General features: G+C 71.5%; 21 protein-coding genes and 1 tRNA gene. 2 read left to right on the top strand and 20 right to left on the bottom strand.

Going from position 1 to position 25,052, the window contains the following annotated elements:
• Positions 1–105: 105 nt before the first annotated feature.
• The 3 genes from E1291_RS02485 to E1291_RS02475 all read right to left on the bottom strand — a co-directional run bounded on the left by E1291_RS02485 (position 106) and on the right by E1291_RS02475 (position 2,545).
• Positions 106–181 (bottom strand) — tRNA-Thr (locus E1291_RS02485).
• A gap of 64 nt (positions 182–245) precedes the next feature.
• Complete coding sequence (locus E1291_RS02480) at positions 246–1,745, bottom strand: alpha/beta hydrolase (protein ID WP_242613890.1); 1,500 nt, start codon at positions 1,743–1,745, stop codon at positions 246–248.
• 77 nt (positions 1,746–1,822) lie between these two features.
• Positions 1,823–2,545 (bottom strand): TetR/AcrR family transcriptional regulator, encoded by a 723-nt coding sequence (locus E1291_RS02475; RefSeq protein ID WP_165494925.1) that lies wholly within the window; start codon positions 2,543–2,545, stop codon positions 1,823–1,825.
• A gap of 105 nt (positions 2,546–2,650) precedes the next feature.
• On the opposite strand from E1291_RS02475, the gene E1291_RS02470 reads away from it, so the two are divergent.
• Together E1291_RS02470 and E1291_RS02465 are read left to right on the top strand one after the other, a co-directional pair.
• Positions 2,651–4,132, top strand: a complete 1,482-nt coding sequence (locus tag E1291_RS02470) for a DHA2 family efflux MFS transporter permease subunit (protein ID WP_131735874.1) — start codon at positions 2,651–2,653, stop codon at positions 4,130–4,132.
• Positions 4,133–4,238: 106 nt separating this feature from the next.
• Positions 4,239–4,991 carry a DUF427 domain-containing protein gene (locus tag E1291_RS02465; protein ID WP_131735873.1) on the top strand — a complete coding sequence of 251 codons (753 nt, stop codon included), beginning with the start codon at positions 4,239–4,241 and terminating at the stop codon, positions 4,989–4,991.
• 672 nt (positions 4,992–5,663) lie between these two features.
• On the opposite strand, the gene E1291_RS02460 is transcribed toward E1291_RS02465, so the two are convergent.
• From E1291_RS02460 to tmk, 17 genes are all read right to left on the bottom strand, one after another.
• Positions 5,664–5,918, bottom strand: a complete 255-nt coding sequence (locus tag E1291_RS02460; protein WP_131735872.1) for a hypothetical protein — start codon at positions 5,916–5,918, stop codon at positions 5,664–5,666.
• On the bottom strand, positions 5,915–6,130 hold the full coding sequence (locus E1291_RS02455) for a hypothetical protein (RefSeq protein ID WP_131735871.1): 216 nt from the start codon (positions 6,128–6,130) through the stop codon (positions 5,915–5,917). Before E1291_RS02455 ends, E1291_RS02460 begins: the two co-directional genes overlap by 4 nt.
• A gap of 83 nt (positions 6,131–6,213) precedes the next feature.
• Positions 6,214–6,492 carry a hypothetical protein gene (locus E1291_RS02450; protein WP_131735870.1) on the bottom strand — a complete coding sequence of 93 codons (279 nt, stop codon included), beginning with the start codon at positions 6,490–6,492 and terminating at the stop codon, positions 6,214–6,216.
• 48 nt (positions 6,493–6,540) lie between these two features.
• Positions 6,541–7,749, bottom strand: a complete 1,209-nt coding sequence (locus E1291_RS02445) for a helix-turn-helix domain-containing protein (RefSeq protein ID WP_165494924.1) — start codon at positions 7,747–7,749, stop codon at positions 6,541–6,543.
• 391 nt (positions 7,750–8,140) lie between these two features.
• Entirely contained in the window at positions 8,141–8,419 is a 279-nt protein-coding gene (locus tag E1291_RS02440; RefSeq protein WP_131735868.1) for a hypothetical protein, read from the bottom strand.
• A 50-nt stretch (positions 8,420–8,469) separates the two neighbouring features.
• The gene (locus tag E1291_RS02435; RefSeq protein ID WP_131735867.1) at positions 8,470–9,669 is read right to left on the bottom strand and encodes a helix-turn-helix domain-containing protein; all 1,200 of its coding nucleotides are present in this window, start codon (positions 9,667–9,669) and stop codon (positions 8,470–8,472) included.
• A 160-nt stretch (positions 9,670–9,829) separates the two neighbouring features.
• On the bottom strand, positions 9,830–10,093 hold the full coding sequence (locus E1291_RS02430; RefSeq protein WP_131735866.1) for a hypothetical protein: 264 nt from the start codon (positions 10,091–10,093) through the stop codon (positions 9,830–9,832).
• A 63-nt stretch (positions 10,094–10,156) separates the two neighbouring features.
• On the bottom strand, positions 10,157–11,371 hold the full coding sequence (locus tag E1291_RS02425) for a helix-turn-helix domain-containing protein (RefSeq protein ID WP_131735865.1): 1,215 nt from the start codon (positions 11,369–11,371) through the stop codon (positions 10,157–10,159).
• Positions 11,372–11,650: 279 nt separating this feature from the next.
• The gene (locus E1291_RS02420; RefSeq protein WP_131735864.1) at positions 11,651–12,487 is read right to left on the bottom strand and encodes a GNAT family N-acetyltransferase; all 837 of its coding nucleotides are present in this window, start codon (positions 12,485–12,487) and stop codon (positions 11,651–11,653) included.
• Between the two features lie 103 nt (positions 12,488–12,590).
• On the bottom strand, positions 12,591–13,409 hold the full coding sequence (locus tag E1291_RS02415) for a PSP1 domain-containing protein (protein WP_131735924.1): 819 nt from the start codon (positions 13,407–13,409) through the stop codon (positions 12,591–12,593).
• Positions 13,410–13,554: 145 nt separating this feature from the next.
• Entirely contained in the window at positions 13,555–14,625 is a 1,071-nt protein-coding gene (locus E1291_RS02410) for a TolB-like translocation protein (RefSeq protein ID WP_242613889.1), read from the bottom strand.
• 130 nt (positions 14,626–14,755) lie between these two features.
• The gene (locus E1291_RS02405; RefSeq protein ID WP_131735863.1) at positions 14,756–19,339 is read right to left on the bottom strand and encodes a molybdopterin cofactor-binding domain-containing protein; all 4,584 of its coding nucleotides are present in this window, start codon (positions 19,337–19,339) and stop codon (positions 14,756–14,758) included.
• A gap of 113 nt (positions 19,340–19,452) precedes the next feature.
• Positions 19,453–20,310, bottom strand: coding sequence for a fructosamine kinase family protein (locus E1291_RS02400; RefSeq protein WP_131735862.1), 858 nt, complete (start codon positions 20,308–20,310; stop codon positions 19,453–19,455).
• Between the two features lie 15 nt (positions 20,311–20,325).
• The gene (locus E1291_RS02395) at positions 20,326–20,805 is read right to left on the bottom strand and encodes a low molecular weight protein-tyrosine-phosphatase (RefSeq protein WP_131735861.1); all 480 of its coding nucleotides are present in this window, start codon (positions 20,803–20,805) and stop codon (positions 20,326–20,328) included.
• A 173-nt stretch (positions 20,806–20,978) separates the two neighbouring features.
• Positions 20,979–22,703, bottom strand: a complete 1,725-nt coding sequence (locus E1291_RS02390; RefSeq protein ID WP_131735860.1) for a S8 family peptidase — start codon at positions 22,701–22,703, stop codon at positions 20,979–20,981.
• Between the two features lie 122 nt (positions 22,704–22,825).
• A complete protein-coding gene (locus tag E1291_RS02385) occupies positions 22,826–23,965 on the bottom strand; it encodes a DNA polymerase III subunit delta' (protein ID WP_131735859.1) in 1,140 nt (379 codons plus the stop codon).
• 72 nt (positions 23,966–24,037) lie between these two features.
• The coding region (gene tmk, locus E1291_RS02380) for a dTMP kinase (protein ID WP_131735858.1) at positions 24,038–25,052 on the bottom strand (1,015 nt) is incomplete at its 5' end.

Genomic DNA, 25,052 nt, shown 5'->3' with positions numbered 1-25,052 from the left:
CGGCGGACGTGTTCGCTCGGGTCATGAGCGAAGCGGCATAACGGTCGCTGTTAGCAAGCCTGTTAGCAAAGAGGCCCCTTCCGGGATCGGAAGGGGCCTCTGAGGTGGAGCCGCCTATCGGAATCGAACCGATGACCTATTCATTACGAGTGAATCGCTCTGCCGACTGAGCTAAGGCGGCTTGCCGTGCTCGGCACGGCCGGGAGCAGTCTACCGGGTTTCGGAGGGTGGGTGTGCACCCGTTTTCAGCGGCAGACCGTGCCGGGTTTCGGGGGGTCTGCGGTGACGAGGTAGGTGTCGGTGGCCTTGGTGATGCAGGGGTCGCCTTGGAGGTAGGCGGTGTGGCCGTCGCCGTCGAGGGTGAGGAGGACGCCGCTGGAGAGCTGTGAGGCGAGGCTCTGGGCCCACTTGTAGGGGGTGGCGGGGTCACGGAGGGTGCCGATGACGAGGATGGGGGCGGCGCCCTTGGCGGTGATGGGGGCGGGCTGCTTCTTGGTCTGGACGGGCCAGTAGACGCAGGGGAGGCCGCCCCAGACGACAAAGGGGCCGAAGCGGGGGGCGACCTTCTTGGCCTCGGCGGCGGCCTTGCCGTACTCCTGAGCGGACGGCGGGTTGGGCTTGTCGACGCAGTTGACGGCCATGTTGGCGTCGGTCTGGTTGCTGTAGGAGCCGTCGGATTTGCGCTCGACCATCTGGTCGGCGAGGGAGAGCAGGAGCGTGCCGTCGGATTTCTGGATGGCCTGGGTGAGGGCCTGGCGGAGGAGGGGCCAGTACTCCTTCAGGTAGAGGGCGGTGGCGATGCCCATGACGGCTAGGGCCTCGGTGACCTGGCGGGTGTCGCGGGTGTTGGCGAGGGGTTTCCGGTCCGTCTCCGCTAGGAAGGACGTCAGTTTCGCGAGGGCGGCGTCGGTGGACGTGCCGAGGGGGCAGCGGCCGGACTTGACGCAGTCGTCGGCGAAGGCGCGGAAGGCCGTCTCGAAGCCCTTGGCCTGCTCGACCAGGAGGCCGGTGGAGGATTCCTTGGGGTCGACGGCGCCGTCCAGGACGAGGGCGCGGACGTTGGCGGGGAACTGCTCGGCGTAGAAGGCGCCGAGGTAGGTGCCGTAGGAGGCGCCGTAGTAGGTGAGCTTCCGGTCGCCGAGGGCGGCGCGGAGGACGTCGATGTCGCGGGCGGCGTCGGCGGTGCCGACGTGGGGCAGTTCGGTGGCGGCCTTGGCGCCGCAGTTGACGGCGAAGCCCTTGCTCTCGGCGGCGAAGGCGTCGACCTCGCGCTGGTCGTCGGGGGACGAGTCGGCGGCGAAGAAGCGGTCGAGCTGGGGGCCGGTGTTGCAGCGGACGGGGTCGCTGGCGCCGACGCCGCGCGGGTCGAAGCCGACGATGTCGAAGCGTTTGCGCAGGTCGGTGCCGAAGCTTCCGGCGGCCTGCCGGATGAAGTCGACACCGGAGCCGCCGGGGCCGCCGGGGTTGGTGAACAGTGAGCCGATGCGGCGGGACTCGTCCTGGGCGGGGAGCCTGATGAGGGCCAGGCCGAGCTTCTCGCCGGACGGCTTCGCGTAGTCGAGCGGGACCTGCGCCTTGGCGCACTGGAACCCGCCGCCGCAGGACTTCCAGTCCGGCCGCTGGGAGTAGAACGCGTCGAGCCCGGCGGGTGCGCTCTGTGACGGCGCGGCCTGCTCGGCCTTGCCGTCGCCGCTGCATCCGGACATCGCCAGCGCCGCCGCCATGGCGACACCGATGAACCTCACTGCCCGCACCCTGGTCCCCGTCCCGTCGTAACAGCCCGCATGCCGACGCCTACGCTACGTCGTACGGGCGGTGGAGGCTACTTCTCTCCGTATTCGTGTTCGATGCCGTCGAGCAGCAGTTTGAGGCCCCGCTCGAAGTTCTCGACGCCGTACAGGCCCAGCTTGAAGAGCCGTTGCAGGTGGGGGATCTCGCCGCTGTCCAGGACCGACTTGTAGTACGGCTGCTCCTGGAGGCTGTCGTACGCGTCCTGCATGCCGTTCCGCTTGGCCTCCTGGACGCGTTGCTCACGGAGCGTGAAACCGAGCATGTAGTGGTCGACGGTGGTGATGACCGTGAGCATCACCTCAGGGTCGTCACTGAGGGGCGCCACGGCGGCGAGGGACTGTTCCAGGTGGCGCAGGCCGTTCGGGCCGACGCGGGGAGAGCGTCCGGCGAGCTCGAACATCCAGGGATGGCGCAGGCCGGCGTCGCGCTCCCGCCGGGCGATCCGCAGGATGCCCTCGCGCCAGTCGTCCGGCGGATCGCCGGGGACGAGGACCTCGGCGGCGACGACGTCGTACATGAGGTCGAAGAGGTCTTCCTTGGCGTCGATGTGCGTGTAGAGGCTCATCGCGCGGACGCCGAGCTCGGCGGCGATGCGGCGGATGGAGACGGCGTCCAGGCCCTCGGCGTCGGCGAGCGCGATCGCGGCGTCGACGATCGCCTCGCGGGTGAGCTTGGGACGGCGTCCGCCACGGGGGCGTGTCCACACGTCACCGGGCCGCTCGCGGTCGCGGGGTCCCCTGGGTGTTGCTGCCACGTCCCCGATCGTACGCGATACACCGTATCGATACACTGTACGGATTCGCCGATACGGTGTACGTTTCTGCCGATACAGCGTACGGAAACGGAAGGTGGACGACGCATGAGCACCAAGGTGGCCGCCGCCCCACAGGGCACGCGTGGCCTGGATCCCCAGCTGCGCAGACTCGCGATCGTGGTGATCCTCGGCGTGACGATGACCGTGCTCGACAGCACGATCGTGAACGTCGCGCTCAGCTCGCTCGGCAAGGACTTCGACGCCTCTCTCTCGTCCATCCAGTGGGTCGTGACCGGGTACATGCTGGCGCTGTCGATGGCGATCCCGATGACGGGCTGGTCGGTGCGGCGGTTCGGCGCGCGGACGATGTGGCTGGTGTCGCTCGGGCTGTTCATCGGCGGGTCGCTGCTGTGCGGGCTGGCCTGGTCGCTGCCCACGCTGGTCGCGTTCCGCGTCCTGCAGGGGCTCGGCGGCGGGATGCTGTTGCCGATCGGGCAGACGATGCTGGTGCGGGAGGCCGGCCCCGATCGGATGGGCCGGGTGATGAGCGTCGTCGCGGTGCCCGCGATGCTGGCGCCGGTGCTCGGCCCGCTGCTCGGCGGCGTGATCGTCGATCATCTCGACTGGCGCTGGATGTTCTACGTGAACGTCCCTGTGTGCGCGCTGGCGCTGGTGGCGGCGATCCGGATGCTGCCGCGCGACACCGAGCGGGACGCGAGCGCGCGGCTCGACGTCCTCGGCATGGCGCTGCTGTCACCGGGCCTGGCCGCCCTCGTGTACGGGCTCGCCGAGGCCGGGGACGGGGCCAGCCTGACCGGCGCGACGTTCCTGACCAGCGTCATCGCCGGGACCGTCCTGGTGGCGGCGTTCCTCGCGCACGCCGCGCGCAAGGGGGACGACGCCCTGATCGACGTCCGGCGGCTCCGCACCCGGTCGTTCGCCGCGGCCACCGGAGCCTTCTTCCTCTACGGCGGCGCCGTGTTCGGGCTGATGATCCTCATCCCGCTGTACGCGCGGATCGTCCGGGAGGACTCGGCGCTGGCCTCGGGCTGGCTGCTGGCCCCGCTCGGCCTCGGCGCGATGGTCACGATGTCGGTCTCGGGCCGGATCGCCGACCGGTTCGGCGGCCGCTGGGTCGCCCTCGCCGGCGTGCTGGGCGTACTGGCGGGGACCCTGGCGCTGACCACCCTGGAGGCGGGGACCGGACGCGCCATGATCATGGCCGCGATGTTCGTGGTCGGGCTCGGGCACGGCATGATCGCGCCGCCCCTGATGGCGATGAGCTACCAGGGGCTGCCGCGCTCGGCGGTGCCCGCGGCGACGACCGGCGCGAACGTGCTGCTGCGGATCGGCAGCTCGTTCGGCACGGCGGCCGCGGCGGTCGTGTTGCAGATCGCGCTCCGGGACGAGATCCCGGGTGCGAGCGGCAACCTGAAGGACGCCGCCGCCCAGCACGGCGCGCGGACCCCGGCACTGCTCACCGACGCGTTCACCCAGACGTTCTGGTGGACGGCGGGGGTCCTGATCCTCACGCTGCTGCCGATCCTGCTCGTCCCGCGTAAGCAGGCAGAACCCCAGGACGCGTGAGCGTGGGGCCCACACCCCGGGGTGTGGGCCCCACTCGCGCGGAAATGGCGGAATGTGGACGGTTCCCAGGTGAAATAGGCACACGGACGGAGCTGTTGGCCCGGACATGGGCACACCACAGAAGACGCGCGTCCGGATCGAACAGAGCGGCAAGCGCGTCCGGGCGTATCTGGGCGGGAGCCTGGTGGCCGACACCACCGCCCCGATCCTCGTATGGGAGATCCCCTACTACCCCACCTACTACATCCCGGTCGCCGACATCCGCGCAGAGCTGGTTGAGGACGGCCCAGGCGAGCACTCACCGAGCCGTGGGGACGCCACCGTCTACACAGTGAAGGTGAACGGCACCAACGCCCCCAGCGCCGCCGTGCGCTACCTGGACTCGCCCCTAGAGGATCTGCGCGACCTCGTCCGTCTCGACTGGGACGCCATGGACTCCTGGTTCGAGGAGGACGAGGAGGTCTTCGTCCACCCGCGCAGCCCGTACGCCCGCATCGACATCCTCCCCAGTTCACGGCACGTCCGTGTAGAGGTGGACGGCGTGACGGTCGCGGAGTCGTCCAGCCCACGCATGCTGTTCGAGACCGGACTCCCGGTGCGCTACTACCTGCCGAAGACCCACGTACGCATGGACCTTCTAGAGCACACCGACACCGTGACCCGCTGTCCTTACAAGGGCGATGCCGAGTACTGGTCAGTGCGTGCCAACGGTGAGCTCCGCAAGGACCTCGCGTGGTCGTACCCCGTCCCGCTGGACGAGAGCCGCAAGGTCACCGGCCTCATCTGCTTCTACAGCGAGAAGGTCGACATCTTCGTCGACGGGGTGTTGCAGGAGCGCCCCAAGTCAAAGTTCGCCTGACCAGGACCCGATCCCGCTCCGCCACGGTCATTGCGAAGCCGCCCGTCCCGTCTCCGCTCCGTCCCCGATTTGATCGTGAACGGAACGGAGACGGAACAGCGACCGGTCAACCGCCCCAGGCCGCCTCGTACGTCCCTTCCGTGAACTGCCCATAGACACCGCCCGTGACCGGCAGGCGGGAGCCCTTATGGCTGCGCCCCATCCGGTCCATGACGCCCGCCAGGGACACCCCGGTGTGCGCAGCGTCGTGGAGAGCCAGCGCCATAGCGCGTGCATCCCGTCTTGGCGTGGGCCGACGAAGACGCACCAGTCGCCAAAACCATTGCAGACCACTGGAGTTACGAACCCGCCTAGGGGCGATTAAGGCGTCCGCGATGAGCGGCCCGGCCCGGTGGACCACCACGTTGCGAACCCCCGCAGGGGCGATGAGGACCCCAGGGTAAGGCCACAGGTGGTCGGCGGCTTGGGGTGTTGCTGCCGGTCGATTCTTCAGCGACCCTCCGGACGGTCCGGACGCGTCCGATCCTGGTGAAGACGTCCACCGGGGCGACGCCGTCCTCAGGGCGTGGAGGCTGGTGCCCCGGACCTCGGGTGCGCGCCTTCAACCCGAGGTTCCGGTGTCAGGGAGCCGCGGCCCCGGCGCCCCGCGCAGGACTCCCGAGACCGTGGCGTTCACGGAGCGAGTGCCTCGCCGACGGCCTCGGCGGCCGATTGCGCGTCCGGGCCGAGGTAGGGGCCGCGCCCGGACGGCCCGTACCAGGCGAACGCGGCCTTCTCGGAGTCCCAGAGGACGTACAGAGTGCCTTTGCCGCGCAGGAGCAGGTAGAGGATGCTCGACCCGGTGGGACGGATCGGCGCGATGTGCGGGAAGCGGCGCTCGATCAGCGCGGCCAGCTCGTCGAGGCGTTCGTAGGCGTCGTCGCTCATGCCGCCACCCGCTCGGCCGCGTTCCGCCACGGCTCGTCCACCCATGGCGGGACGAACACCTCGCGGGCGTCGCCGCGCGGCGTTCGGCACCGCCACCAACCGCCGCCAAGGTCGACGAGCGTGCCCCGGATGTCGCGGGTCCGCGGGTCGACGAGGAGGTAGACGCCGGCGCCGCCCTCGACATCGAGCCTCCCCTCCGAGGAGGAGTGCACCGACTGCGGGGTCGAGGACGCGAGGGCTTCCGGCGGCCGACACGCCGTGGACGCGGCAGGACCCACACCACATCCGCCCACGGTCATTGGTCGGCCTCCACGGCGTCCGCCTCGCGCAGCACGTACTGGATGCGGTCGGCGACGCCGGGCGTCTCGGTCAGCGGGCCTATGCCCTGGCCCCATGTCCAGCGGAACGCGGCGTCGTCGGCGACGACCTCGTCGTTCAATCGAGGTGCACGTGGGTTGCGAACGTGCAGGGCCGGGCGGCGGCCCTGCACGGTCCGAACCGTGACGTGCCACCCTCTGTCTCTTAACTCACCGGCGAGCCGCTCCAGGTGTGCAGCCGTGTCCGTTGCCTTCATGGGGTGACGGTATTCGCGCAATGACAGAGAGTTATGCTCAGTGGAAACCTAGTGCGCCATGCCCATCCGTGCCGCCATCCCTCGCAGCTCTCGGCCGACGCCGGTCGCCTTGGCCTGGGTCAGCAAGGTCGCGACCGTCTCGTGGACCGCTGCCGAATTGCGGATCTTGTGGGGTGCAACCCGCTCGGCGTGCCGCAGCCAGCGCACCGCCTCGTCTCGTGTGCGCTTGTCTCTGGCTAGACCGCGCCCTACGTCGGCGAGGAACACCGCGTGCCGACCACGCCTTGGCTGGAGCCGGTCCTCGTCAACCGCCTCGGCCACCTCCAGCAGGGCGGCACCGCTCTCGCCGCGTTCGGTCGCGAGGCTCACCTGCCAGACTCCGACGTTCGTCTTCGAGAAGGCCCCCCAGTTCACACCCGGCGTATCAGGGACCCGGCTCGCCAGATCGGCGGCTCTGCCCAGCCAGTCCTCGGCCCGCTCGTGCCTGTAGGTGACGGTCGCCGACAGCGCGGCGGCAAGCACGATCATGCCGAGAACGTGGATCGCCGTGTCCGTCCCGGCATGCGGTTCGAGCGCGTCCGCGGCCTCTTCGGCGGCGGCCAAGGCGAGGTCGCGTGCTCCGCCGGGCATCGTGTGGATGCGGAGGGTCGCGGCCTTGCCCTTGCTGATCGGGTCGCCCAAGGTGCGCGCGACCTCGTCGGCACGCATGGCCGCGATCCCCGCGAGGTCCGCGTATCCAAGGTCTTTGGCCGCCCATGTCGCGGTCTGGAACGCTTCGATCAGCGTCTCCAGCGCGAGGCGCTGGGCCGCCTCGTCCGCGGGCGCGGCGGCGTGTACGTGCAATTCACCCAAGACCGCCGGGAGGGACTCTCCGACCTGGATGTACTTGTACTCGCTGCGGTCTATCCGCCCCATCTCAGCGACCAACTCGGCCAGCGGCCGAGCATGATCCGCGGCAGGGCGGGTCAAGGTGTTGGACATCAGCGCGGCACGGACGGCCGGTATCGCGGCGTGGGGGGCCGACTGGACCGGGTCCCGGCTCAAGTGGGGCGCGCCTATGAGGTCGGTCTCTGAAACTTCCAGAGCACCGGCGACGGCTGAGATGTGGGAACGGCGGTCGAGGGCGGCCTTCCCGTTCTCGACCTTGGACAGGAAGCCCTGGGACAACCCAGATAGATCTGCCAGCGCGGTAAGGGTCATGCCTCGCCAACGGCGTAGGGCTCGGAGCCGGGTCCCAATGGTCGATTCGTCGTGCACCGGGCTTGCCCCTTCCTGAGCGTCAGGACGACCTCAGGCTACGGCGCGGGGGCGGCGTGCGTTACCCCCTCGCCTATGCCTCGGCGGCCGAGTGCGCGTCCGGGCCGAGGTACGCGTTCCGCCACGGCTCGTCCCACCCATGGCGGGACGAACACCTCGCGGGCCTCGCATCGCGGCGTCCGGCATCGCCACCAACCGCCGCCAAGGTCGACGAGCGTGCCCCGTATGTCGCGGGTCCGCGGGTCGACGAGGAGGTAGACGCCGGCGCCGCCCTCGACATCAAGCCGCCCCTCCGGCGAAGGACACGCCGACGGCGGGGTCGAGGGCGCACGGTCTTCCGGCGGCCGACACACGGTGGACGCGGCAGGACCCACACCACATCCGCCCACGGTCATTGGTCGGCCTCCACGGCGTCCGCCTCGCGCAGCACGTACTGGATACGGTCGGCGACTCCGGGCGTCTCGGTCAGCGGGCCGATGCCCTGACCCCATGTCCAGCGGAACGCGGCGTCGTCGGCGACGACCTCGTCGTTCAATCGAGGTGCACGTGGGTTGCGGACGTGCAGGGCCGGGCGGCGGCCTTGCTCGGTCCGGACCGTGGCGGGCCAACCTCTGGCTCTTAACTCACCGGCGAGCCGCTCCAGGTGTGCGGCCGTGTCCGTTGCCTTCATGGCACTTGAAAGTAATCATGCCGCGACAGAGAGTTATGCCGAGCGGAATGTCAGTGCGGTACCCCCATGCGCGCGGCCATCCCCCGCAGCTCACGGCCGACGGCCGCCGCCTTGGCCTGGGTCAGCATGACCTCGATCGCGTGACGAGCCGGCACGCTGTTGCGAATCCTCTGCGGGGCGATCCTCTCGGCGCGCACGAGCGTGGACACGGCGTCCCGCTGGCGGCCGGGGATATGAGCGAGGGCCCGGCCTACGTCGGCCCACAGCATCGCCCGGCGCTCCCGGCTGTCGAGATGCTCCGGGTCGACGGTCTCGGCCGCACGCACGGCGCCTTCGTAGTCGCCGACCTCGGTCGCGATGGCGACGCCCCACACGCCGACGTTCGCAGGACCGAAGGTCCCCCATGCGCGGGGACGCTCCCCCGTGCGGGTCGCGGTGTCGCGTGCCTCGGCAAGGTGCTCTTCGGCGCCCGCCACATCGTTCAAGGTCGCGGCGCACATCGCCGCGTTCAGGTGGAGCATTCCGTAGGTGTCGAGCGCTTCAGCGTCGTCCACGCCCTGGAGTTGGTCGGCCGCACGTTGGGCGAGCCGGGCACCGGCGTCCGTACCGCGGGGCAGAGTCTGGGCACGCACAAACGCCGCGCGTCCCGTGACCGTGGGATCTTCCAGGCGTTCCGCCGCCTCCCGGGCCCGCGAGGCGGCCAGTGCCGCGAGGTCGTCGTAACCGAGGAAACGCGCGGTCATCGCGGCACCGTAACTCGCCTGGACGAGCAGCGGCAGGGCACGCACCTGTTCGGCTTCCCCACCTGCGGCAACGTGAGCGTGCAACTCCGCGAGGATCGGGCCGAGCAGGGCGCCGCGCGTGGCGTAGTCCGCGCTCTTCTCCGCCTGGTGCACGGGCCCGTTCAGCGCGGCATCGAGATCATCGAGGGGCCGGGGACGGTCGGTCGCGGCATCGTCGAGGGTGTTGGTGGTGAGCGCTGTCCGCAGTCCGGGGATAGTGGCATGGCCACTGGATTGCTCGGCATCCTTAGTCAGGTGCGGACCACCCACCAAGTCGGCCTCGGAGACCTGGAGGGCCAAAGCGATCGCGGCGATGTGCGATCGGCGGTCGAGTGCCAGTTGGCCGTTCTCCACCTTGGACAGGAACCCTTGGGATACGCCGGAAAGATCCGCCAGCGCGGTGAGGGTCATGCCTCGCCAGCGGCGTAGGGCTCGGAGCCGGGTCCCAATGGTCGATTCGTCGTGCATCGGGCTTGTCCCTTCCTGAGCGTCAGGACGACCTCAGGCTACGGCGCGGGGGCGATGTGCGTTACCCCTCCGGGCAAGTGAACGTGGCCCCTCGGGGGTCGTCGCCATCAGGGCTCTTGCCGCTCCCGCGGGCCGGGTGCGGCTTTGTTTGGGGGCTTGGCTATTCGGCTTCTTGCTCGCGTAGGACGTTCTCTATGTGGTCGGCGGCTCCCGGGGTGTCCGTGAGGGGGGCGATTTCCTGGCCGCGGTCCCAGGTGAAGGTCGCGCCGTCGGCGAGGACCTCGTCGTTGAAGCGGGGCGCCCGTGGATTGCGCACGCGCAGGACCGGGGCCCGGCCACGCCGGCCGCGGACCTCGGCCTCCCAGCCGCGGTCACGGAGTTCGCCTGCGAGCCGCGCCAGGTGCGCGGCGGCCGTCGCGTTCATGGACAGGACGGTACGAGCGCCCCGGCGCGGAAAGTTCACGACAGTGAACCGGGGTGCGCACCCTCAGTGAGGCATTCCCATACGGGCCGCCATTCCCCGTAGTTCACGGCCCTGCGCCGCCACACGAGCCTGCTCCAGCATCACCGCCACGGACTCGCGAACCTTCGCGTCGTTGCGGAACCGTTGCGGTGCGACGGCTTCGCTTCGGCGCAGCCAGCCGAGCGCCTCGTCCCGCCATTTCGGGTCGCGCGCCAGGCCCCTGCCCACGTCTCCGAGGAAACACGTCTTGCGGCCGGGGTGGGTATCGAGCTTGTCTTCGCGTACGTCCTGCGCGAGTGCGGCGATGGCGCCGCCGGTCCTGCCGCACTCGACGCCGACGGTGACGGTCCAGATCGCGACGTTCGTGGCGCCGAACGCCTGCCAGTTCCGCTCCAGGTCGTCGGGAACCCTCGCGGCGAGCCTGGTCGCCCGCGCGAGCCAATGGTCCGCCGACGCCGTGTCGCGGCTGACCGCCGCGGCGAGGGCGGCGTTCAGCGTGAGCATTCCGAGGACGGGGATGTCCTTGTCGTCGCGGACGTGCGGTTCCAGCCGGTCGACGGCGGCCTCGGCCATCCTCTTGACCCGGTGCCAGTTCGATGTGCCCGGCCTGACCAGCGAGAACGCCGCCTTGCCCACGGCGATCGGGTCGTCCAGCCGGACGGCGGCCTCGGCGGCGAGCACCGCCGCGACGTGGCCGAGGTCGGGTTGCCGCAGGGCCCGCGCCATTCCCGCGGCGCACATGTACGCCTCCACCAGGACGGTCAACGCGCGCTTCTGGACGCCCTCGTCCGGCCGGGCGGCATGCCAGTGCAGTTCGTCGATGACGTCGGGCAGGTTCTTCCCGACGCCGATGTAGTCGTAGCGGCGGCGGCACTGCTCGATGGGCCCGGACATCAGCGCGGCCAGCTCGTCCAGCGGCCGGGCACGTTCCACGACGGGGTCGCCAAGGAAGCCGTTGGTCTCCAGCGCGACCCGAAGCGGGGAGACGTAGATATGCGGCTCGGATTGTTCTCGGTCGCCGCCGAGATGCGGGCCGCCAATGAGGTCGACCTCGGAGACGCGGAGGGCCGTGGCCAAGGCGGCGATGTGAGAACGGCGGTCCAGGGCCCGTTGTCCGCGTTCGGCCATCGACAGGAACGACTTGCTGAGGCCGGACAATCCCGCTACCTCGTCCAGGCTCATTCCGCGCCAGCGGCGTAGTACCCGGAGCCGGGCTCCGATGGTGGATTCGTCGTGCATCGACCTCGCACCCTTCCTGAGCGTCAGGACCAGATTACGGTGCGAGGCCGATATGTGTTGCCTTTTTGGACATGTTACCGGCGGCCTTTTCGGAGATCTTCATAAAGGCGGGGACGCTCCCCGGCCGTGGCGTTTCCGCTCTCGGTGTCACTGCGAAGTGGTACGTCCGCGTCGTGAAACGGAGCCGGTTTCACTATTCCAACTCACGCCCGCCCCGCCATTCGATCGCGGCGCGGCGGGCGGCTGGGGCGCCGCTGCCGGATGGGAATCCGCGGGAGGTCAGCCGAGCGCCAGTGCGACCGGGAGGAAGAGCCGGGAGGGGTCGATCGCCACCGGCGCGCCGTACTCCATGATCGTGGTGTTGAAAATGGGACGCAGGCCGTGCTCCTCGGACCAGGCGGTCAGCCCGCGATGGCGGGTGTCGACCTCCAGCCGCAGCGGTCCGGGACGGGCCATCTCCTCGACGAGCGCCAAGGCGATCTCCTCGTCCCGCGCTAGGACGGGCCCCACAATGAGCTGGTCCACGTTCCGCCAGGTTCCGCCGTACCCCACCAGGTCGGTTCCGTCCCGGACGACGCGTAGCGTCTCGCAGAACGACGGCAGCGACTCGACCAGTGCGGCACGTGTCGCGCCGAACACCTTGGCATCGAGCTTGATGATGTCCTGGACGTCCTCCGGGTGGGCGGGCGCCGTCCTATTCCCCCTGGGAAACCCGTCCACGATCCCCTGGTACGAGGTGAGCAGGCCGGTGGAGCGGAACCCCAGCCGCTCGTACAGGGGACGTCCGGCGTCGGTGGCCGTCAGGAAGAGGCTCGCGGTCTTGGCGCGCTCCATGGCGTGGCGCATCAGCCGCTCGCCGAGCCCCTGCCGCTGCCGGTGCCCGGCGACCAGGACCATGCCGATCGCCGCGACGTCGTCCCCGTACGGTGTGGACACGACCGTCCCGGCGAGCCCGCCGCCCGGGTCGTCGATGCCGTAGACGTCGCCGATCGCGAACAGGAGCCGCCAGGTGCGCTCCTCGGCGCCCCAGCCGTGGCTCGCGGCGAGGTCACGGCAGTGACCCAGGTCGCTCAGTCCGAGCCGCCGCACCCTGTCGTCCGACTCCGATACGCCCATGCCCCCGCCTTCCCCGTCGCCGGATTCCGACCTTAGGTCCGGGCGGACGCGCCGCCAATCGCATGACGCGCCCCGGCGCGCCGAACCGCCGCGGTGGACCGGGCTACTCCCCGTTGTGCATCTCGTCGTGCTGCTGACGGGGAGAACAGACCGAGGCGGACGGGCACGAGCACCGGCCGCCCGCGTTCAGCCGGACCGTGACGCGGTCGGACGGCACGTTGCGCGCCACCACCTGGCCGGGCCCGTTCGGCGTATCCACCCGGGATCCGAGCGCTGGCATCCGCTGGTGCGCCTCCACGTAGAGCGGGTGCTCGTACTTCAGGCAGCACATCAGCCGCCCGCAGGCACCGGCGATGCGCAGCGGGTTGACGGGCAGGTCCTGTTCCTTCGCCATCCGGACGGACACGGGCTCGAAGTCCTTGAGGAACGTGGCGCAGCACAGGTCGCGCCCGCACGGGCCGATCCCGCCCTGCAGCCGCGCCTCGTCGCGCGGCCCGACCTGGCGCAGCTCGACGCGGGACCTGATGCCGCGGGCGAGGTCGCGGACCAGCGCGCGGAAGTCCACCCGGTGCGGCGCCGAGAAATAGATCTTGAAGACGTTCTCGTGGTCGAGGAAGTCGACCCCGATCACCTTCATCGGCAGGCCGTGCTTGCGGATCAGCCGCTTGGCGGTCGCGCGGCCCTCGGCGCGGCGGCGGCGGTTCGCCTCGTCCCGCGCCAGGTGCTCCTCGGTCGCGGGCCCGGCGCACTCGGGGAGCCCGCCGATGTCGTCGGAGACCCACTGCGGCGCCCACACGCACTCGGCTACCTCGGGGCCGGAGTCGGTGGGCACGAGCACCCGATCGCCGACCTCCGGCGAGTGGGGGCCCGGATCGAGGTAGTACAGGCGGCCGTACCGGGTGAAGCTGACTGCCATCACCATGCCCACGGTTTCGCTCCGTTCGCCCGATTCCGTGCGCCCCACTCTAGGCCGCTATCTCCGTTTTTCGGGGATTACCGGGCGAGCAAGATCCATCCGTGTCGCGGGACGGCGCGCGCCGCGTCCCGCCGGGTGGGCCGGCGGCGGCTCACCAGGCCGCGTCGGCGAGGTCCCGGGCCGGGAGCGACGCGCCGCCCGCGTACAGGCGGCCGTCGGTGCCGGCGACGAGCAGGCGGCCGCCCGTCCGGTCGGGGTCCAGCCGCGCGACCCGTCCCGCCGAGGCGAACCGCGCCACGACCTTCGCGGGCCCGCGCGTCCCGGCCGGGAACGCGCGCAGCGTGATCTGGCCGCCGCGGGCGTGCCCGGCGACGATCGTCCGCCCGTCGCGGCCGAGCACGGCGGCGCCGCCCTGCGGCAGGTCCAGGACGGCCTTGCTCGCCTTGAGATCACCGGACGGCAGGCGGGTGTCGAGCACGCGCACCTGGTGGCGGGCCTCGACCCGCCGGCCGCCCACGACGCGCAGCGGATTCCACACGAAGGCGAGCGTGTCGCCCGCCCACGACAGGCTGCCGACACGCGCGGGCAGCCTGGTCGCCCACGCCTTGTGCCGCCCAGTACGGACGGACACGACGTCGACGCGGGCGGCGGCGCCCCGGTAGGTCACGTAGGCGATGCGGTCGCCGTCGGGGTTCACGGCGAGGTCGGAGTAGGCCGTGGACACGCCCGCGACGGTCACGCCGGGGATCTCCTCCAGTTCCTCGGGCCGGCCTTCGTCGTCCAGGTCGAGGCGCTCGAAGCGGACTCTTCGGGCGGCGTAGGACGACACGACGTACGAGCCGTCCCGGGCGGCCGAGACGCGGTGGAAGCGGCGGCCCCGCGGCGCGGCGACGGCGGGACCGGTCTCGCCTCCGTCCCGGGCGTCGCGGACGACGAGCGCGGTGCCGCCCGTCCGGACGCCGACGACGTACCCGGGCCCGCCTTGGGCGCCCGCAGCGTCCTTCCCCGCGAGCCCCGTCCGGGACGAGGAGTTCGCGGACGTGTTCGCGGCGTGCTCCTGCTTCTCGGCGCGCTGGCGGTTGTGCACGACGTCCACCGCGCCGCCCGCGACCAGGGCCACGCCCGCCGCGACGCCGACCGGCACGACGGTCCTGCACGCCGAGGCGAGCCGAGCGCCCCGAGCCGGTTCCCTGCGCCTGCCGTCCATGGGGTCGTCCCGCACTCAACTCTCCGCTGCTCGCCGCTGTGCCGACCCGTCGTTTCTACAGCATTCACCTCACGGCGAGCACCCGTCCTCCCGGAGTCGCCCTCGTCCTGCGCCGGGCGCACCGCTGGATCTCAAAGGGTGGACGTCAGGTGAGGTCGACGGCGCAGGCGCGGCGGACCTCCTGCACCGTCGCGGGTGCGTCGAGGCGGAACAGGCCGTCGAGTCCGCGTTCCAGCCTCGACGCTCGCACGGCCGCCTTCACCGCGAGGAACACCCCGGCCGCGAGCACCAGCGGGGGCTCACCGACCTCCTTGGCCGACAGCAGGTCGCCGAGGTCGTCGGGGACGCCCGCCGCCCGGCTGCGCGGGAACAGGTGCGTGTTCAGCTCCAGCGGAATCGTGGCGGCGGCGGGCGGCTTGTAGCGCCAGGTGTTCACGCTGTTGAGCCGTCCCTTCTCGACGCCGTCCGGCTCGAACACGACCCGCTCGGTGAGCACGTAGCCGATCCCCTGGACGAACGCGCCCTCGACCTGCCCGATGTCCAGGGCAGGGTTGAGGGACCGGCCGATGTCGTAGACGAGGTCGGAGCCGAGGACCTTCACCTCGCCGGTGAGCATGTCGACCTCCACGACCGAGCACGCCGCCGAGTAGGTGAAGCCGGTGAAGGAGTCGACGCCGCCGCCGGGCACGGCCCGCTCGTCCACCTCGATGCCGGGGATGCCGGGCTGCCCGCCCGGCTTGAAGACCAGTGCCGGGACGGGCGCCTCGCCGCCGTGGATCGGCGCGGTGAACGTCTCGACCAGGCCGATCCGCTGCTGGTAGGCGAGCTGCACGAGGTTCTGCCAGACGATCCGGTGGGTGCCGGGGACCTGCGCGGCCCAGCCCTGCCTTCCGTAGTTCCAGAAGTCGACCCCGCGGGCTCTGCACCATTCGTCGCCGTAATCGCGCAGCAGGGAGTGTCCGAAGTCGGTGAGGCGCGCCCGCAGCTTCTCGCAGACCTGCTTGACCGCCTCCCCGTTGTAGGCGGTGCCGGTGGACGCGCCGGTGCTCGTCGGGTTGGGGACGACGGAGGTGCGCACCCCCTCGACGCGCAGCAGGTCGAACGGGACGTTCAGGATGTAGGACGCGACCTGCTCGACCTTCGTGATCAAGCCCTGGCCCATGTCGACGCCGCCCTGATGGATGACGACGCTGCCGTCACCGGCGTACACCGCGATGTGGGCGGCGGCCTGTTCGAGCTGGGTGAAGTTGTAGCCCGAGCCGTACTTGACGGGCATCATCGCGATGCCGCGCTTGCGCCAGGTGTTGGCCGCGTTGAAGGCGTCGACGGCCGCCCTCTTCTCCTCGTACTTCGCCACCTCCTTCAGGTAGGCCCAGACCTCCTTCATGTAGCAGTAGGTGAGGGCCTGCCCGAACGGCGTGACGTCGCCGCGGTCGTACAGGTTCTTCTCGCGGACCTCCTCGGCCGTCATGCCCACGGAGAACGCCGCGTCGTCGATGGCGTTCTCGATGATCAGCTTGCACTGGACGTCGCCGAAGGCGCGGAACGCGGTGTTCGGGGCGGTGTTGGTGCGGCAGACGTCGATCCGGCTCTCGAAGTTGCGCACCCGGTAGGCGTTGTCGGCGCGCAGCTGGACGCAGTTCGACACGACGAACGAGCAGTCGTAGAAGGCTCCGCCGTCGCCCCACATGGCGGTGTGGAAGCCGCGGATGAGGCCCCGGTCGGCCGCGCGGACCTCGCCCCGGTCGATCGCGATCTGGTACTGGCCGTAGTACGGATGCCGCTTGCCGATCATGGCGGTGTCCTGCTCGCGCGGCATGACGAGCCGGACGGGGCGGCGCAGCGCGTGCGCCGCGACGATCGCGGGACCGGCGACGAAACGGGTCGGCTCGGTCTTGCCCCCGTAGCCGCCGCCGAGCTGCCGGACGTCGACCTCCAGCCGGTTGTGCTCGACGCCGATCGCCATCGCGGCCGTCTGGTGCATCTCCATCGGACTCTGCGTGGACGGCCGCACCACCCAGCGGTCGCCGTCGGCGGGCTCGACGACGCATGCCTGCGTCTCCAGGTAGAAGTGCGCCTGGCCGCCGGTCCGCTGGTCGCCCGCCACGACGGCGCAGGGCACGCCGTCCACGGTGGCCGTGCGGCGGACGATCCGCGGGTCGAACGGCGCGCGGTCGCGGTCGACCCAGCCGAGGTCGCCGCCGGGCCGCACGATCTTCCAGATGTGCGACACGAACGGCGCGGCCTTGGGACAGTCGGGGTAGACGCTGCCGATGGCGACGGCGTCCTCCAGCGACAGGACCGGCTCGGTCCAGGGCGGCTCGTTCCAGGGCGGCCGGTTCCACGGGGCGGGCCAGGTGATCGGGCGGTAGGCGACGCACCTGGTCGCGACGTACTCGGCGATCTCGGTGGCCTCCCGCTCGCTCCCGGCCGCCACGAGCGCGAGGGCCTGGCCGGCGTAGTGGACGCGGCCGGGCGCGAACAGGGGCTGGTCGCCGCCCATGCCCTGGAGGTTGATGCCCGCGGGCGGGACGTCGGCGGCCGTGATCAGTTCGATGAACGCCTCGCCGAAGCGCTCCTGCAGATGGTCGCGCAACCGCCCGGCACCGCCGGCGCCGCCCGCTTCGGCGCCGTCGCCGCTCTCGCCGTCGCCGCTCTCGCCGGGGGCGGCGAACGCGAAGTCGGCGAGCACGCGGCGGCTCGGCACGAACGCGGCGTGCGCCGTCGTCGCCGGGACGGGGATCTCGTGCGTGTAGTGCACCTGGCCGGTGGCCTGGTGCATCGCCATCAGCTTGATGTAGGGGCGGCCGACGGGGGCCTTCCACTCCTCGCTCTCGTAGTACTGGCGGCCGTCGCTCACCGCCCAATGCCCCCAGGTGATCTCGCCCGCGCTGCGGACCTTCGGGGGCACCTCGTCCGGGGCGCGCTCCAGCAGCGCGTTGACGAGCGCCTTGTAGAGGAAGGTCACCGCCAGCTCGATCCGGTAGGCGTCGGTGACGCCCTCCGAGGGGACGGTCGCCATGCGGGGCTTCCAGAAGTCGAGTTCCCGCTGCACCTCCTCGCGGAGGGTCCGCTCCAAGGCACCGATGTCGTCCAGGGAGAGTCTCCGGCCGGTCAAGGCCGCCTCGGTCGCGGCGGCGCGCCAGGGGAACGGGGCGATGCCGCCGTAGACCAGCGCGGCCTCGGTGACCCGGAGGTCGCCGGCGACCGACAGGTTCGTGGTCGCGTTGACCAGCGCGTGCGCGTTGACCTCCCGGAAGGCGACCTTCTGCGCGAGGACGACCTCACCGGCACCGCCGTAGGGGATCCGGTAGTCCAGGATCACCAGGTCGCGCAGGACGGTCGGCTGCTGGGCGACGAGCGCCGTCAGCTCCGCCGGGGACATCCGCCGCGCCTCGCCGGTGGAGGCCCGCCAGACGCCGATGCCCGCGTCCACGGCGGTCAGGGCGGTATAGAGATCCGACGGGAACGGCTCTCCGACACCCGCGCGGATGTGGTCGAGCACGAGCATCGTGTTCCCGCCGAGGGACGCGGCGTTCCGCACGACCGTCCCGGCGGTGCGGCGCGCCATGAACTCCAGGGCGCCGAGCCGGGTGTTCTCCCCGTCTCCCCGCTGCTCGCGGAGCGCTCCGAGGACCTCGATGAGGTCGCGGTAGGACGTCCCGGCGCCGAGGTCGGCGTGCTCGGCGCCGACCGCCCGGACGCGCAGCTCGGGAATGAGCCGCACGTCGACCAGCACCTCGGCGCCGGCGACCTCCTCTGGGTAGATCCCGTACGAGGTGTTGCCGTGGACGAGGCGGACGGCGCGGCCTTCGTTCTCCGTCATGATCCGGCGCAGCTCGGCCAGCGACACGGGGGTGACCCAGCTCTTGCCCGCGCCGCCGGACCGCACCGGGCGCGGGGCCCGGCGCGCCTCCTCGGGGAAGGCCACGCGGACGTCCGGCGCGGGAGGGGTTCCGGTGCGCTCGCTCAGGCACTTCATGCGGTTCGCCTCGTCCTGCTCGGACCAGTCCGCGGCGAACGTCTTCATGCCGGTGAGGATCGGGCGGTACCCGGTGCAGCGGCACAGGTTGCCGTCGAAGGCGTCCTCGACCTGGCGTTTGGTGGGCGCCGTGTTCTCCTGGAGCAACGCGGTCATGGTCATGACGAAGCCGGTGGTGCAGTAGCCGCACTGGGTGCCGTTGTTCATCGCCAGCCGGTGTGCGACGGGGTTCATCCGCGCGCCGGCGGGCTCCGCGCCCTCCTCGCCTTCCCCGTCCCCCGATTCCACGGCGGCCCGCTCGACCGGGCCGCTTCCCGGCGCGGCCTCCGACTCCGCCGTCGCCGCCGAGTGCAGCGCCGCGGCCATCCGGGCGGCCTCGGCGACGGCCGGGGGCTCGGCGAGATCGGGCGAGATCCCGCGCGAGTACGACGGCTGGTGGGACAGGTGCGGCGGAGCCGCGCGGGCGGCCGTCCCGGTGCCCTCGACCGTCGTGACGACGAGACCGTCCAGTGCGCAGACGGGCCGCAGGCAGGAGTTGACCGCCCGGTGCCGGGCCCGTCCGGCGTCGGCGTCCCAGTCCGAGAGGATCACCGTGCAGGCGCCGCAGCCGCCCTGGCCGCAGCCCTTCTTGGCCCCGGTCAGCGCCACCTCCGGGGACCGCAGGTAGTCGATCAGCAGCAGGTCGGGGGGCGGGTCCGCCAGCACGACGCGCTCGCCGTTCAGGTGGAACGTCACGCTCCCTGCCATGATCCGCCTCCGCCCCGTCGGGAATCCCTGGCGCTCATTCCCCGATCACTCGAACACGAAGCGTAACCAGATATAGACGAAACGCTACCGGGAAGTCCCGGTGACCTGGCTCGCTACCCGGCCGCCAGCGCGGCGCGCGCGGCCTCGACCACGGACGAACCGTACGAACCACCGAACAGCACCGCGTGCACGAGAAGCGGGTGGAGCTGATGCAAGGGAACCCGTGCGCGCCACCCGTCCGGCAGTGGGGCCGCCTCGTCGTACGCGGCGAGGATCCGGTCGAGGTGGGGCGTGCCGAACAGCGCCATCATCGCGAGGTCCGTCTCGCGGTGCCCGCCGTGGGCCGCGGGGTCGACCAGCATGGCCCGGCCTCCGGTCCACACGATGTTGCCCGACCACAGGTCGCCGTGGACGCGGCTCGGCGGCTCCGGCGGCCCGGCGAGCGATCCGGCGTCCGCCATGACCCGCTCGACGAGGCGGACGCCGTCCGCGGGCAGGTGCCGCGCGGCGGCGCGGAGGAACGGGGCGAGGCGCCGCTCGGCGTACCACTGCGGCCAGGCCCGGCCGTCCGGGGTGTTGTCCAGGGGAAGGTCGGCGATGAACCCGTCCCACGGCGCCCCGTAGGCGGACGGACGGGCCCCGGTGTGCAGCGCCGCCAGGTCGCGTCCGAACCGCTCGGCGGCCTCCGCGCCGGGCGGGGCGGGCGGGAGCCACGGCAGGATCAGCAGCCGCTCGTCCGCGCCGAGCACCGGGGGGACGGGCACGTCCGGCCCTGCCTCGGCCAGCCACCGCAGCCCGGCCGCCTCCGCCGCGAACACCCCGGCCTGGTCGTCGGCCGCCTTGACGAACACCTCGCGGCCGTCGTGCAGGCTCACACGGTGCAGGGTCCAGGAGTGGCTCGACCCCAGGTCGTCGATGCTCTCGACTCCGGATCCGACCAGCCGCTGTATTCGCGCCTTCTCGCCCCGCACGGTGTTTCCCGTAGGTCAGGCGGCTTTGAGCCCGGCGCGGATCTCCTCCAAGAGGCCGGGTATCGCCGCCTCCACCATCTCTAGGACGAGGTCGAAGTCTGCACGGCCGCCGTAATAGGGGTCGGGAACGTCCAGGTCGCCGTCCGCGGCCGGGTCGAACTCCCTCAGCAGGCGGATCCGGGCGAGCGCCTCGGCGTCCGGCGCCATCGACCGCAGCGCCCGCAGGTGCCCGTCGTCCAGCGCCAGGATCAGGTCGTACCGGTCGAACCAGTCGGCCTCGAACCGCCGGGCGATATGGGCCGACCGGTAGCCCGCGCGGTGCAGCGCCGCGACCGTCCGGTCGTCTGCGCCGTCGCCCACGTGCCAGCCGCCCGTACCCGAACTGTCCACCTCGACGTCCAGCCCCTCCTCCTCGACGTGGTGGCGCAGGACCCACTCGGCCATGGGAGAGCGGCAGATGTTGCCCGTGCAGACGAACGTGACCCGGTACGGCATGCCCCCATCATGCCCGAGGGTTCAGCGGCCCTCGACGACGATGTCGTCCACACCGTAGATGGCGATCAGACGCTTCTCGCTGACCACCACCAGGGCGAGGCCCATCAGCCCCAGGGCATGGCCTTTCACGGCCTCCGACCATAACCGGTCGGAGGCCGCGAAAAGGGAGCAGGTCAGTGCTGTACGGCGTGCAGCGCGTCCACGATGCCGTTGCCGAAGAACCCGTTCCGCCTCAGCGAACCCTCACAGGTCTGGGTCGAGGTGTTCTTCACCCACTTGCCGTTCACCAGGCTGTACCAGACGTACTCGACGGTGCTCGGGTTCGGGCACGCCTTGGGCGTGGCCGTGCCGCGCAGCACGCGCTCCACGACCGACGGGTCGAGCGTGAGGCCGCCGTGGCGGCGGTCCGGCCGTCCGTACTTGCTGACGATGAGCGCGGCGACGCCCACCGCGTGCGGCGAGGCCATCGAGGTGCCTTGCAGCGACTGGTAGTAGGCGCACGTGCCGCGCTTGCAGCTACGGACCACGTTCGGCACCTTGGGCGTGCCATCGGGGTTGAGCTGCCCCCGCAGCTTGGCGATGTGCTCGGGGTAGGCGGCCCAGACCCCGCGCCGGTCGTCGGGCTTGGCGTCGGGCCCGTCCACCTTGTCGCCGCCTGGAGCGGCCACGGCCGTGTACCCGTTGCCGAAGCTGCTGTAGTAGGACTTCCGCGTGGTGGGCCCGGTCGCCGACACGGCGATGACGTGCTCACCCTCGGACGGCATGGACGAACAGCTCGCCGGGACGGTCCGCTGGTAGGGCTTCTCCCCTGGCACGGACGCGAAGTCCGGGCTCGTCACGTCCACGTTGGTCTTGGTGTAGTCGACGCGTTCGTTGCCCGCCGCCGCCACCAGGGTGACTCCGCGCTCGTGGGCGAAGTCAAGCGCGCGCTGCGTGGCCTTGATGATGGTGAGCTGCTCCAGCTGGTCCTCTGGCTTGTCCGCAGGGTTGCTGGCGCAGTTCCACAACCACGGGTCAATAAAATAAGACATGTTCACGACGTCGATGCCGACCTTCGCCGCGTACGTCAGGCCGTCCACGCTGGGCTGGAGATAGAACTGACCGCCGTCCTGCCCGACCCGGATGTTCACCAGCGACACGTTCGGCGCGACGCCCGCGATGCCGAGACCGTTGCGAGGCGACCCGATCGTGGACGCGACGTGCGTGCCGTGCTGGTTGTCGTCCCAGTCGACCGGGTCCACGCACGACTTGAACTCGCAGGGCCCATCCAGTTCCTTGCCGTCCGCGTCCACGGGGATGTCGGTCGTGAAGTTCCGGCTGAGCTTCCGGTTGAAGTTCGGCTTGATGTCGGGATGGTTCCCGTCCACGCCGGTGTCCAGGATGCCGACCAGGACACGCCTGTCACCCGGCTCGGTCTTGTACGACCCCTTCGGTGTGGCGTGGATCTGCTTCATGTCCCACTGCAGCTCGTCCAGCGGCTCGGCGCCCTTCGGCGGCTTGCCCGCCAGGGCGGTCCCGCCCCGCGCACCCTTCACCGGTGCGCCCTTGACCTGCTCCACCGCGGTGGCGGGCTTCGTAGGCGCCTTGGGCGCGTGACCGATGACGCGGTTGTGCGCGACGCCCTCCAGAGCACGCTGACCCATGGCGTCGGCGGTGAACTTCGGGTTCTCCGAACGAACGGTGGCGACGCCCACGTCGGTGTTCTCGTGGACGACCCGACCTCCGGCCGCCTTGACGGCGGCGCGGGCCTTGCCTAAGGAAACGCCCTCTCTGTAGAGGACGACGTACTCCGATGCCTCACCCTGGGTCCGCGGCTGGGTAGGAGCCGCGGACGCGGGAAACGCGAGCGCCGTCGTGGTGACGACGGCGCACGCGGCGGAAATCAAGGCGCGCCGCAAAACAGACCTCCTGGGCTGACGGGGAGCTTGCCCGATTTGTCGGACTCAGCCAGGAGACGGTACGTCGGCGTGTGTTGAGAGACGCGAACGGGTCTGTAACGAAAGAGGAGAGCTCTGGTAAGTCAGCCGGTGCGCAGCGCGAGGGTGAGCGCCTCGACGGCCAGCAGCGGGTCCACGTTCGCCTCGACCCGCTCCCGGCACTCCATGATCGCGTCCAGCCGCCGGACGGTCGCCTCCGGCCGGCCGCCCGCCGCCACCGACCGCAGCTCGGCGCCGAGCTCGGCGTTGACCAGCTCGCTGCCCGCCCCGAGCTGCAGGACGAGCACGTCCCGGTAGTAGGACGCCAGGTCGAGCAACGCCCGGTCCAGCGCGTCCCGCTTCACCCGCGTCGCGCGCGACTTCTGCCGCGCCTCCAGTTCCTTGAGCGCGCCGACCGTGCCGCGGGGCATCCGGCCCTTCGCGCTCTCCCCGAGCGCCTGCCGCAGCGCCGCCGTCTCCGCCTCGTTCAGCTCGTCGGTCGTCGCGGCGGCCTCCGCCTTGGCCGCGTTGACCAGGGACTCCGCCGCCGCGACCGCCGGGCTCACCCCGGTCAGCCGGCGCGGCACCGCCATCACCTCGCTGCGCCTGTGGCGGGCCTGCGGGTCGGTCGCGAGCCGCCGCGCCCGGCTGATGTGCCCCTGCGCCGCCCGCGCCACCACGTCCGCGGTCTCCGGGTCCACCCCGTCCCGGCGGACGAGCACGTCCGCGATCGCCGCGGCCGGCGGGGTCTGCAGCGTCACCAGCCGGCAGCGGGACCGGATCGTCACCAGCAGGTCCTCCGGCGACGGCGTGCACAGCAGCCACACCGTCCGCGGCGGCGGCTCCTCGATCGCTTTCAGCAGCGCGTTCGCGGCGCCCTCGGTGGCCCGGTCCGCGTCCTCGAACAGCACGATCTGCCAGCGGCCCCCGCTCGGCGACGACGACGCCCGCAGGACCAGCGCGCGGGTCTCCTTCACCCCGTACGACAGGCCCGCCGGGCGGATCACCTCCACGTCCGCGTGCGTGCCCTGGAGCACCTGGTGGCAGGACGGGCAGTGCCCGCACCCGCGCGGCGCCTCCGCGCACTGCAGCGCCGCCGCGAACGCCCGCGCGGCGGCGGAACGCCCGGCCCCGGGCGGCCCGGTGAACAGCCACGCGTGCGCCACGCCGCCCGTCCCCTCGGCGGCCGACGACAGCTGCGCGACAACCGGCTCCTGCCCCACCAGGTCATCCCACACGCTCATGCACCAAAGGCTACGGCCTCCGGAGGCGTCCCACCGCCCGGTCCGCGCTCCCGGCCCCGGAGGCGGGACGGCTCAGTAGTCGGTGATGACGGGGAAGGTGCTCGTGGCGTCCTCGGTCCCGGCGGGGATCGGGTCGGGCAGGATCTCCCGGATCCGGTACTGGATCTCCCGGCTCAGTTCGCCCTGCGGGCGGCTCGCGTCGAGGACGAGGTAGCGGTCCGGATCGGCCTCGGCCAGCGCGCGGAACCCCGCGTGGACCCGCTCGTGGAACTCGCGCGGCTCGGACTCGATGCGGTCCGCCGGGGCCGGCAGCCGGCCGAGCCCCGTCTGCGGCGGAACCTCCAGCAGCACGGTGAGGTCGGGGACGAGGCCGCCGGTCGCCCAGGCGTTCACCTCCGCGATGTCCTCGACCCGCTGCTCCCGCCCGTACCCCTGGTAGGCCAGGGACGAGTCGACGTACCGGTCGCTGACCACGATCGCGCCGCGCTCCATCGCCGGGACGATCACGTTGGCGACGTGGTCGGCGCGGTCCGCCGCGTACAGCAGCGTCTCCGCGCGCGACGACAGCCCGGTGGTCTCCTTGTCCAGCAGCATCGCGCGCAGCCGCATGCCGGTCTTGGTGGCGCCGGGCTCGTGCGTGGTGACGACGTCGTAGCCGTGGTCGCGCAGCCAGATCGCGGCGAGCCTCGCCTGCGTCGTCTTGCCCGCGCCCTCGCCGCCCTCGAACGCGATGAACACGCCGCGCTCCCGGCGCGCCGGCGGCTCCTGCTCCGGCTCCCGCTCCGGCGGCGTGTACACCCGGCCCTGCAGCGCGGCCCGCAGATCGGCGACCAGCGGGACGCCGTGCCGGTCGTCCAGCCGGCGGAACGCGACGAGCCCCGCCAGCAGCGCCAGCAGGCCCGCGACGAGCAGCGCCGCGCCCGTCCCGTCGAAGTCGTAGTCGCCGCCCAGATCGAGGTGGCGGACGCCGATCGCCCCGGCCGCCGGCGGCACCGCCGCGACCGCGACCAGCGCGATGACCAGCGCCACCGACCGCAGGTAGGCGACCGGGCGGTCGCCGCCGTCCGCGGCGGTCGCCCCCGCCTCG

The sequence above is a fragment of the Actinomadura roseirufa genome (assembly GCF_900659635.1).
Classification (GTDB): domain Bacteria; phylum Actinomycetota; class Actinomycetes; order Streptosporangiales; family Streptosporangiaceae; genus Spirillospora; species Spirillospora roseirufa.
This window is presented reverse-complemented; position numbering and strand designations above follow the sequence as displayed.

Excerpts from the sequence above, each read along its gene's own strand:
- E1291_RS02415 (WP_131735924.1), bottom strand. The coding sequence starts at position 13,409 with ATGGTGATGGCAGTCAGCTTCACCCGGTACGGCCGCCTGTACTACCTC.
- E1291_RS02465 (WP_131735873.1), top strand. The coding sequence starts at position 4,239 with ATGGGCACACCACAGAAGACGCGCGTCCGGATCGAACAGAGCGGCAAG.
- E1291_RS02405 (WP_131735863.1), bottom strand. The coding sequence starts at position 19,339 with ATGGCAGGGAGCGTGACGTTCCACCTGAACGGCGAGCGCGTCGTGCTG.
- E1291_RS02450 (WP_131735870.1), bottom strand. The coding sequence starts at position 6,492 with ATGAAGGCAACGGACACGGCTGCACACCTGGAGCGGCTCGCCGGTGAG.
- E1291_RS02425 (WP_131735865.1), bottom strand. The coding sequence starts at position 11,371 with ATGCACGACGAATCCACCATCGGAGCCCGGCTCCGGGTACTACGCCGC.
- E1291_RS02440 (WP_131735868.1), bottom strand. The coding sequence starts at position 8,419 with ATGAAGGCAACGGACACGGCCGCACACCTGGAGCGGCTCGCCGGTGAG.
- E1291_RS02420 (WP_131735864.1), bottom strand. The coding sequence starts at position 12,487 with ATGGGCGTATCGGAGTCGGACGACAGGGTGCGGCGGCTCGGACTGAGC.
- E1291_RS02430 (WP_131735866.1), bottom strand. The coding sequence starts at position 10,093 with ATGAACGCGACGGCCGCCGCGCACCTGGCGCGGCTCGCAGGCGAACTC.
- E1291_RS02470 (WP_131735874.1), top strand. The coding sequence starts at position 2,651 with ATGAGCACCAAGGTGGCCGCCGCCCCACAGGGCACGCGTGGCCTGGAT.
- E1291_RS02435 (WP_131735867.1), bottom strand. The coding sequence starts at position 9,669 with ATGCACGACGAATCGACCATTGGGACCCGGCTCCGAGCCCTACGCCGC.
- E1291_RS02385 (WP_131735859.1), bottom strand. The coding sequence starts at position 23,965 with ATGAGCGTGTGGGATGACCTGGTGGGGCAGGAGCCGGTTGTCGCGCAG.
- E1291_RS02460 (WP_131735872.1), bottom strand. The coding sequence starts at position 5,918 with ATGAGCGACGACGCCTACGAACGCCTCGACGAGCTGGCCGCGCTGATC.
- E1291_RS02395 (WP_131735861.1), bottom strand. The coding sequence starts at position 20,805 with ATGCCGTACCGGGTCACGTTCGTCTGCACGGGCAACATCTGCCGCTCT.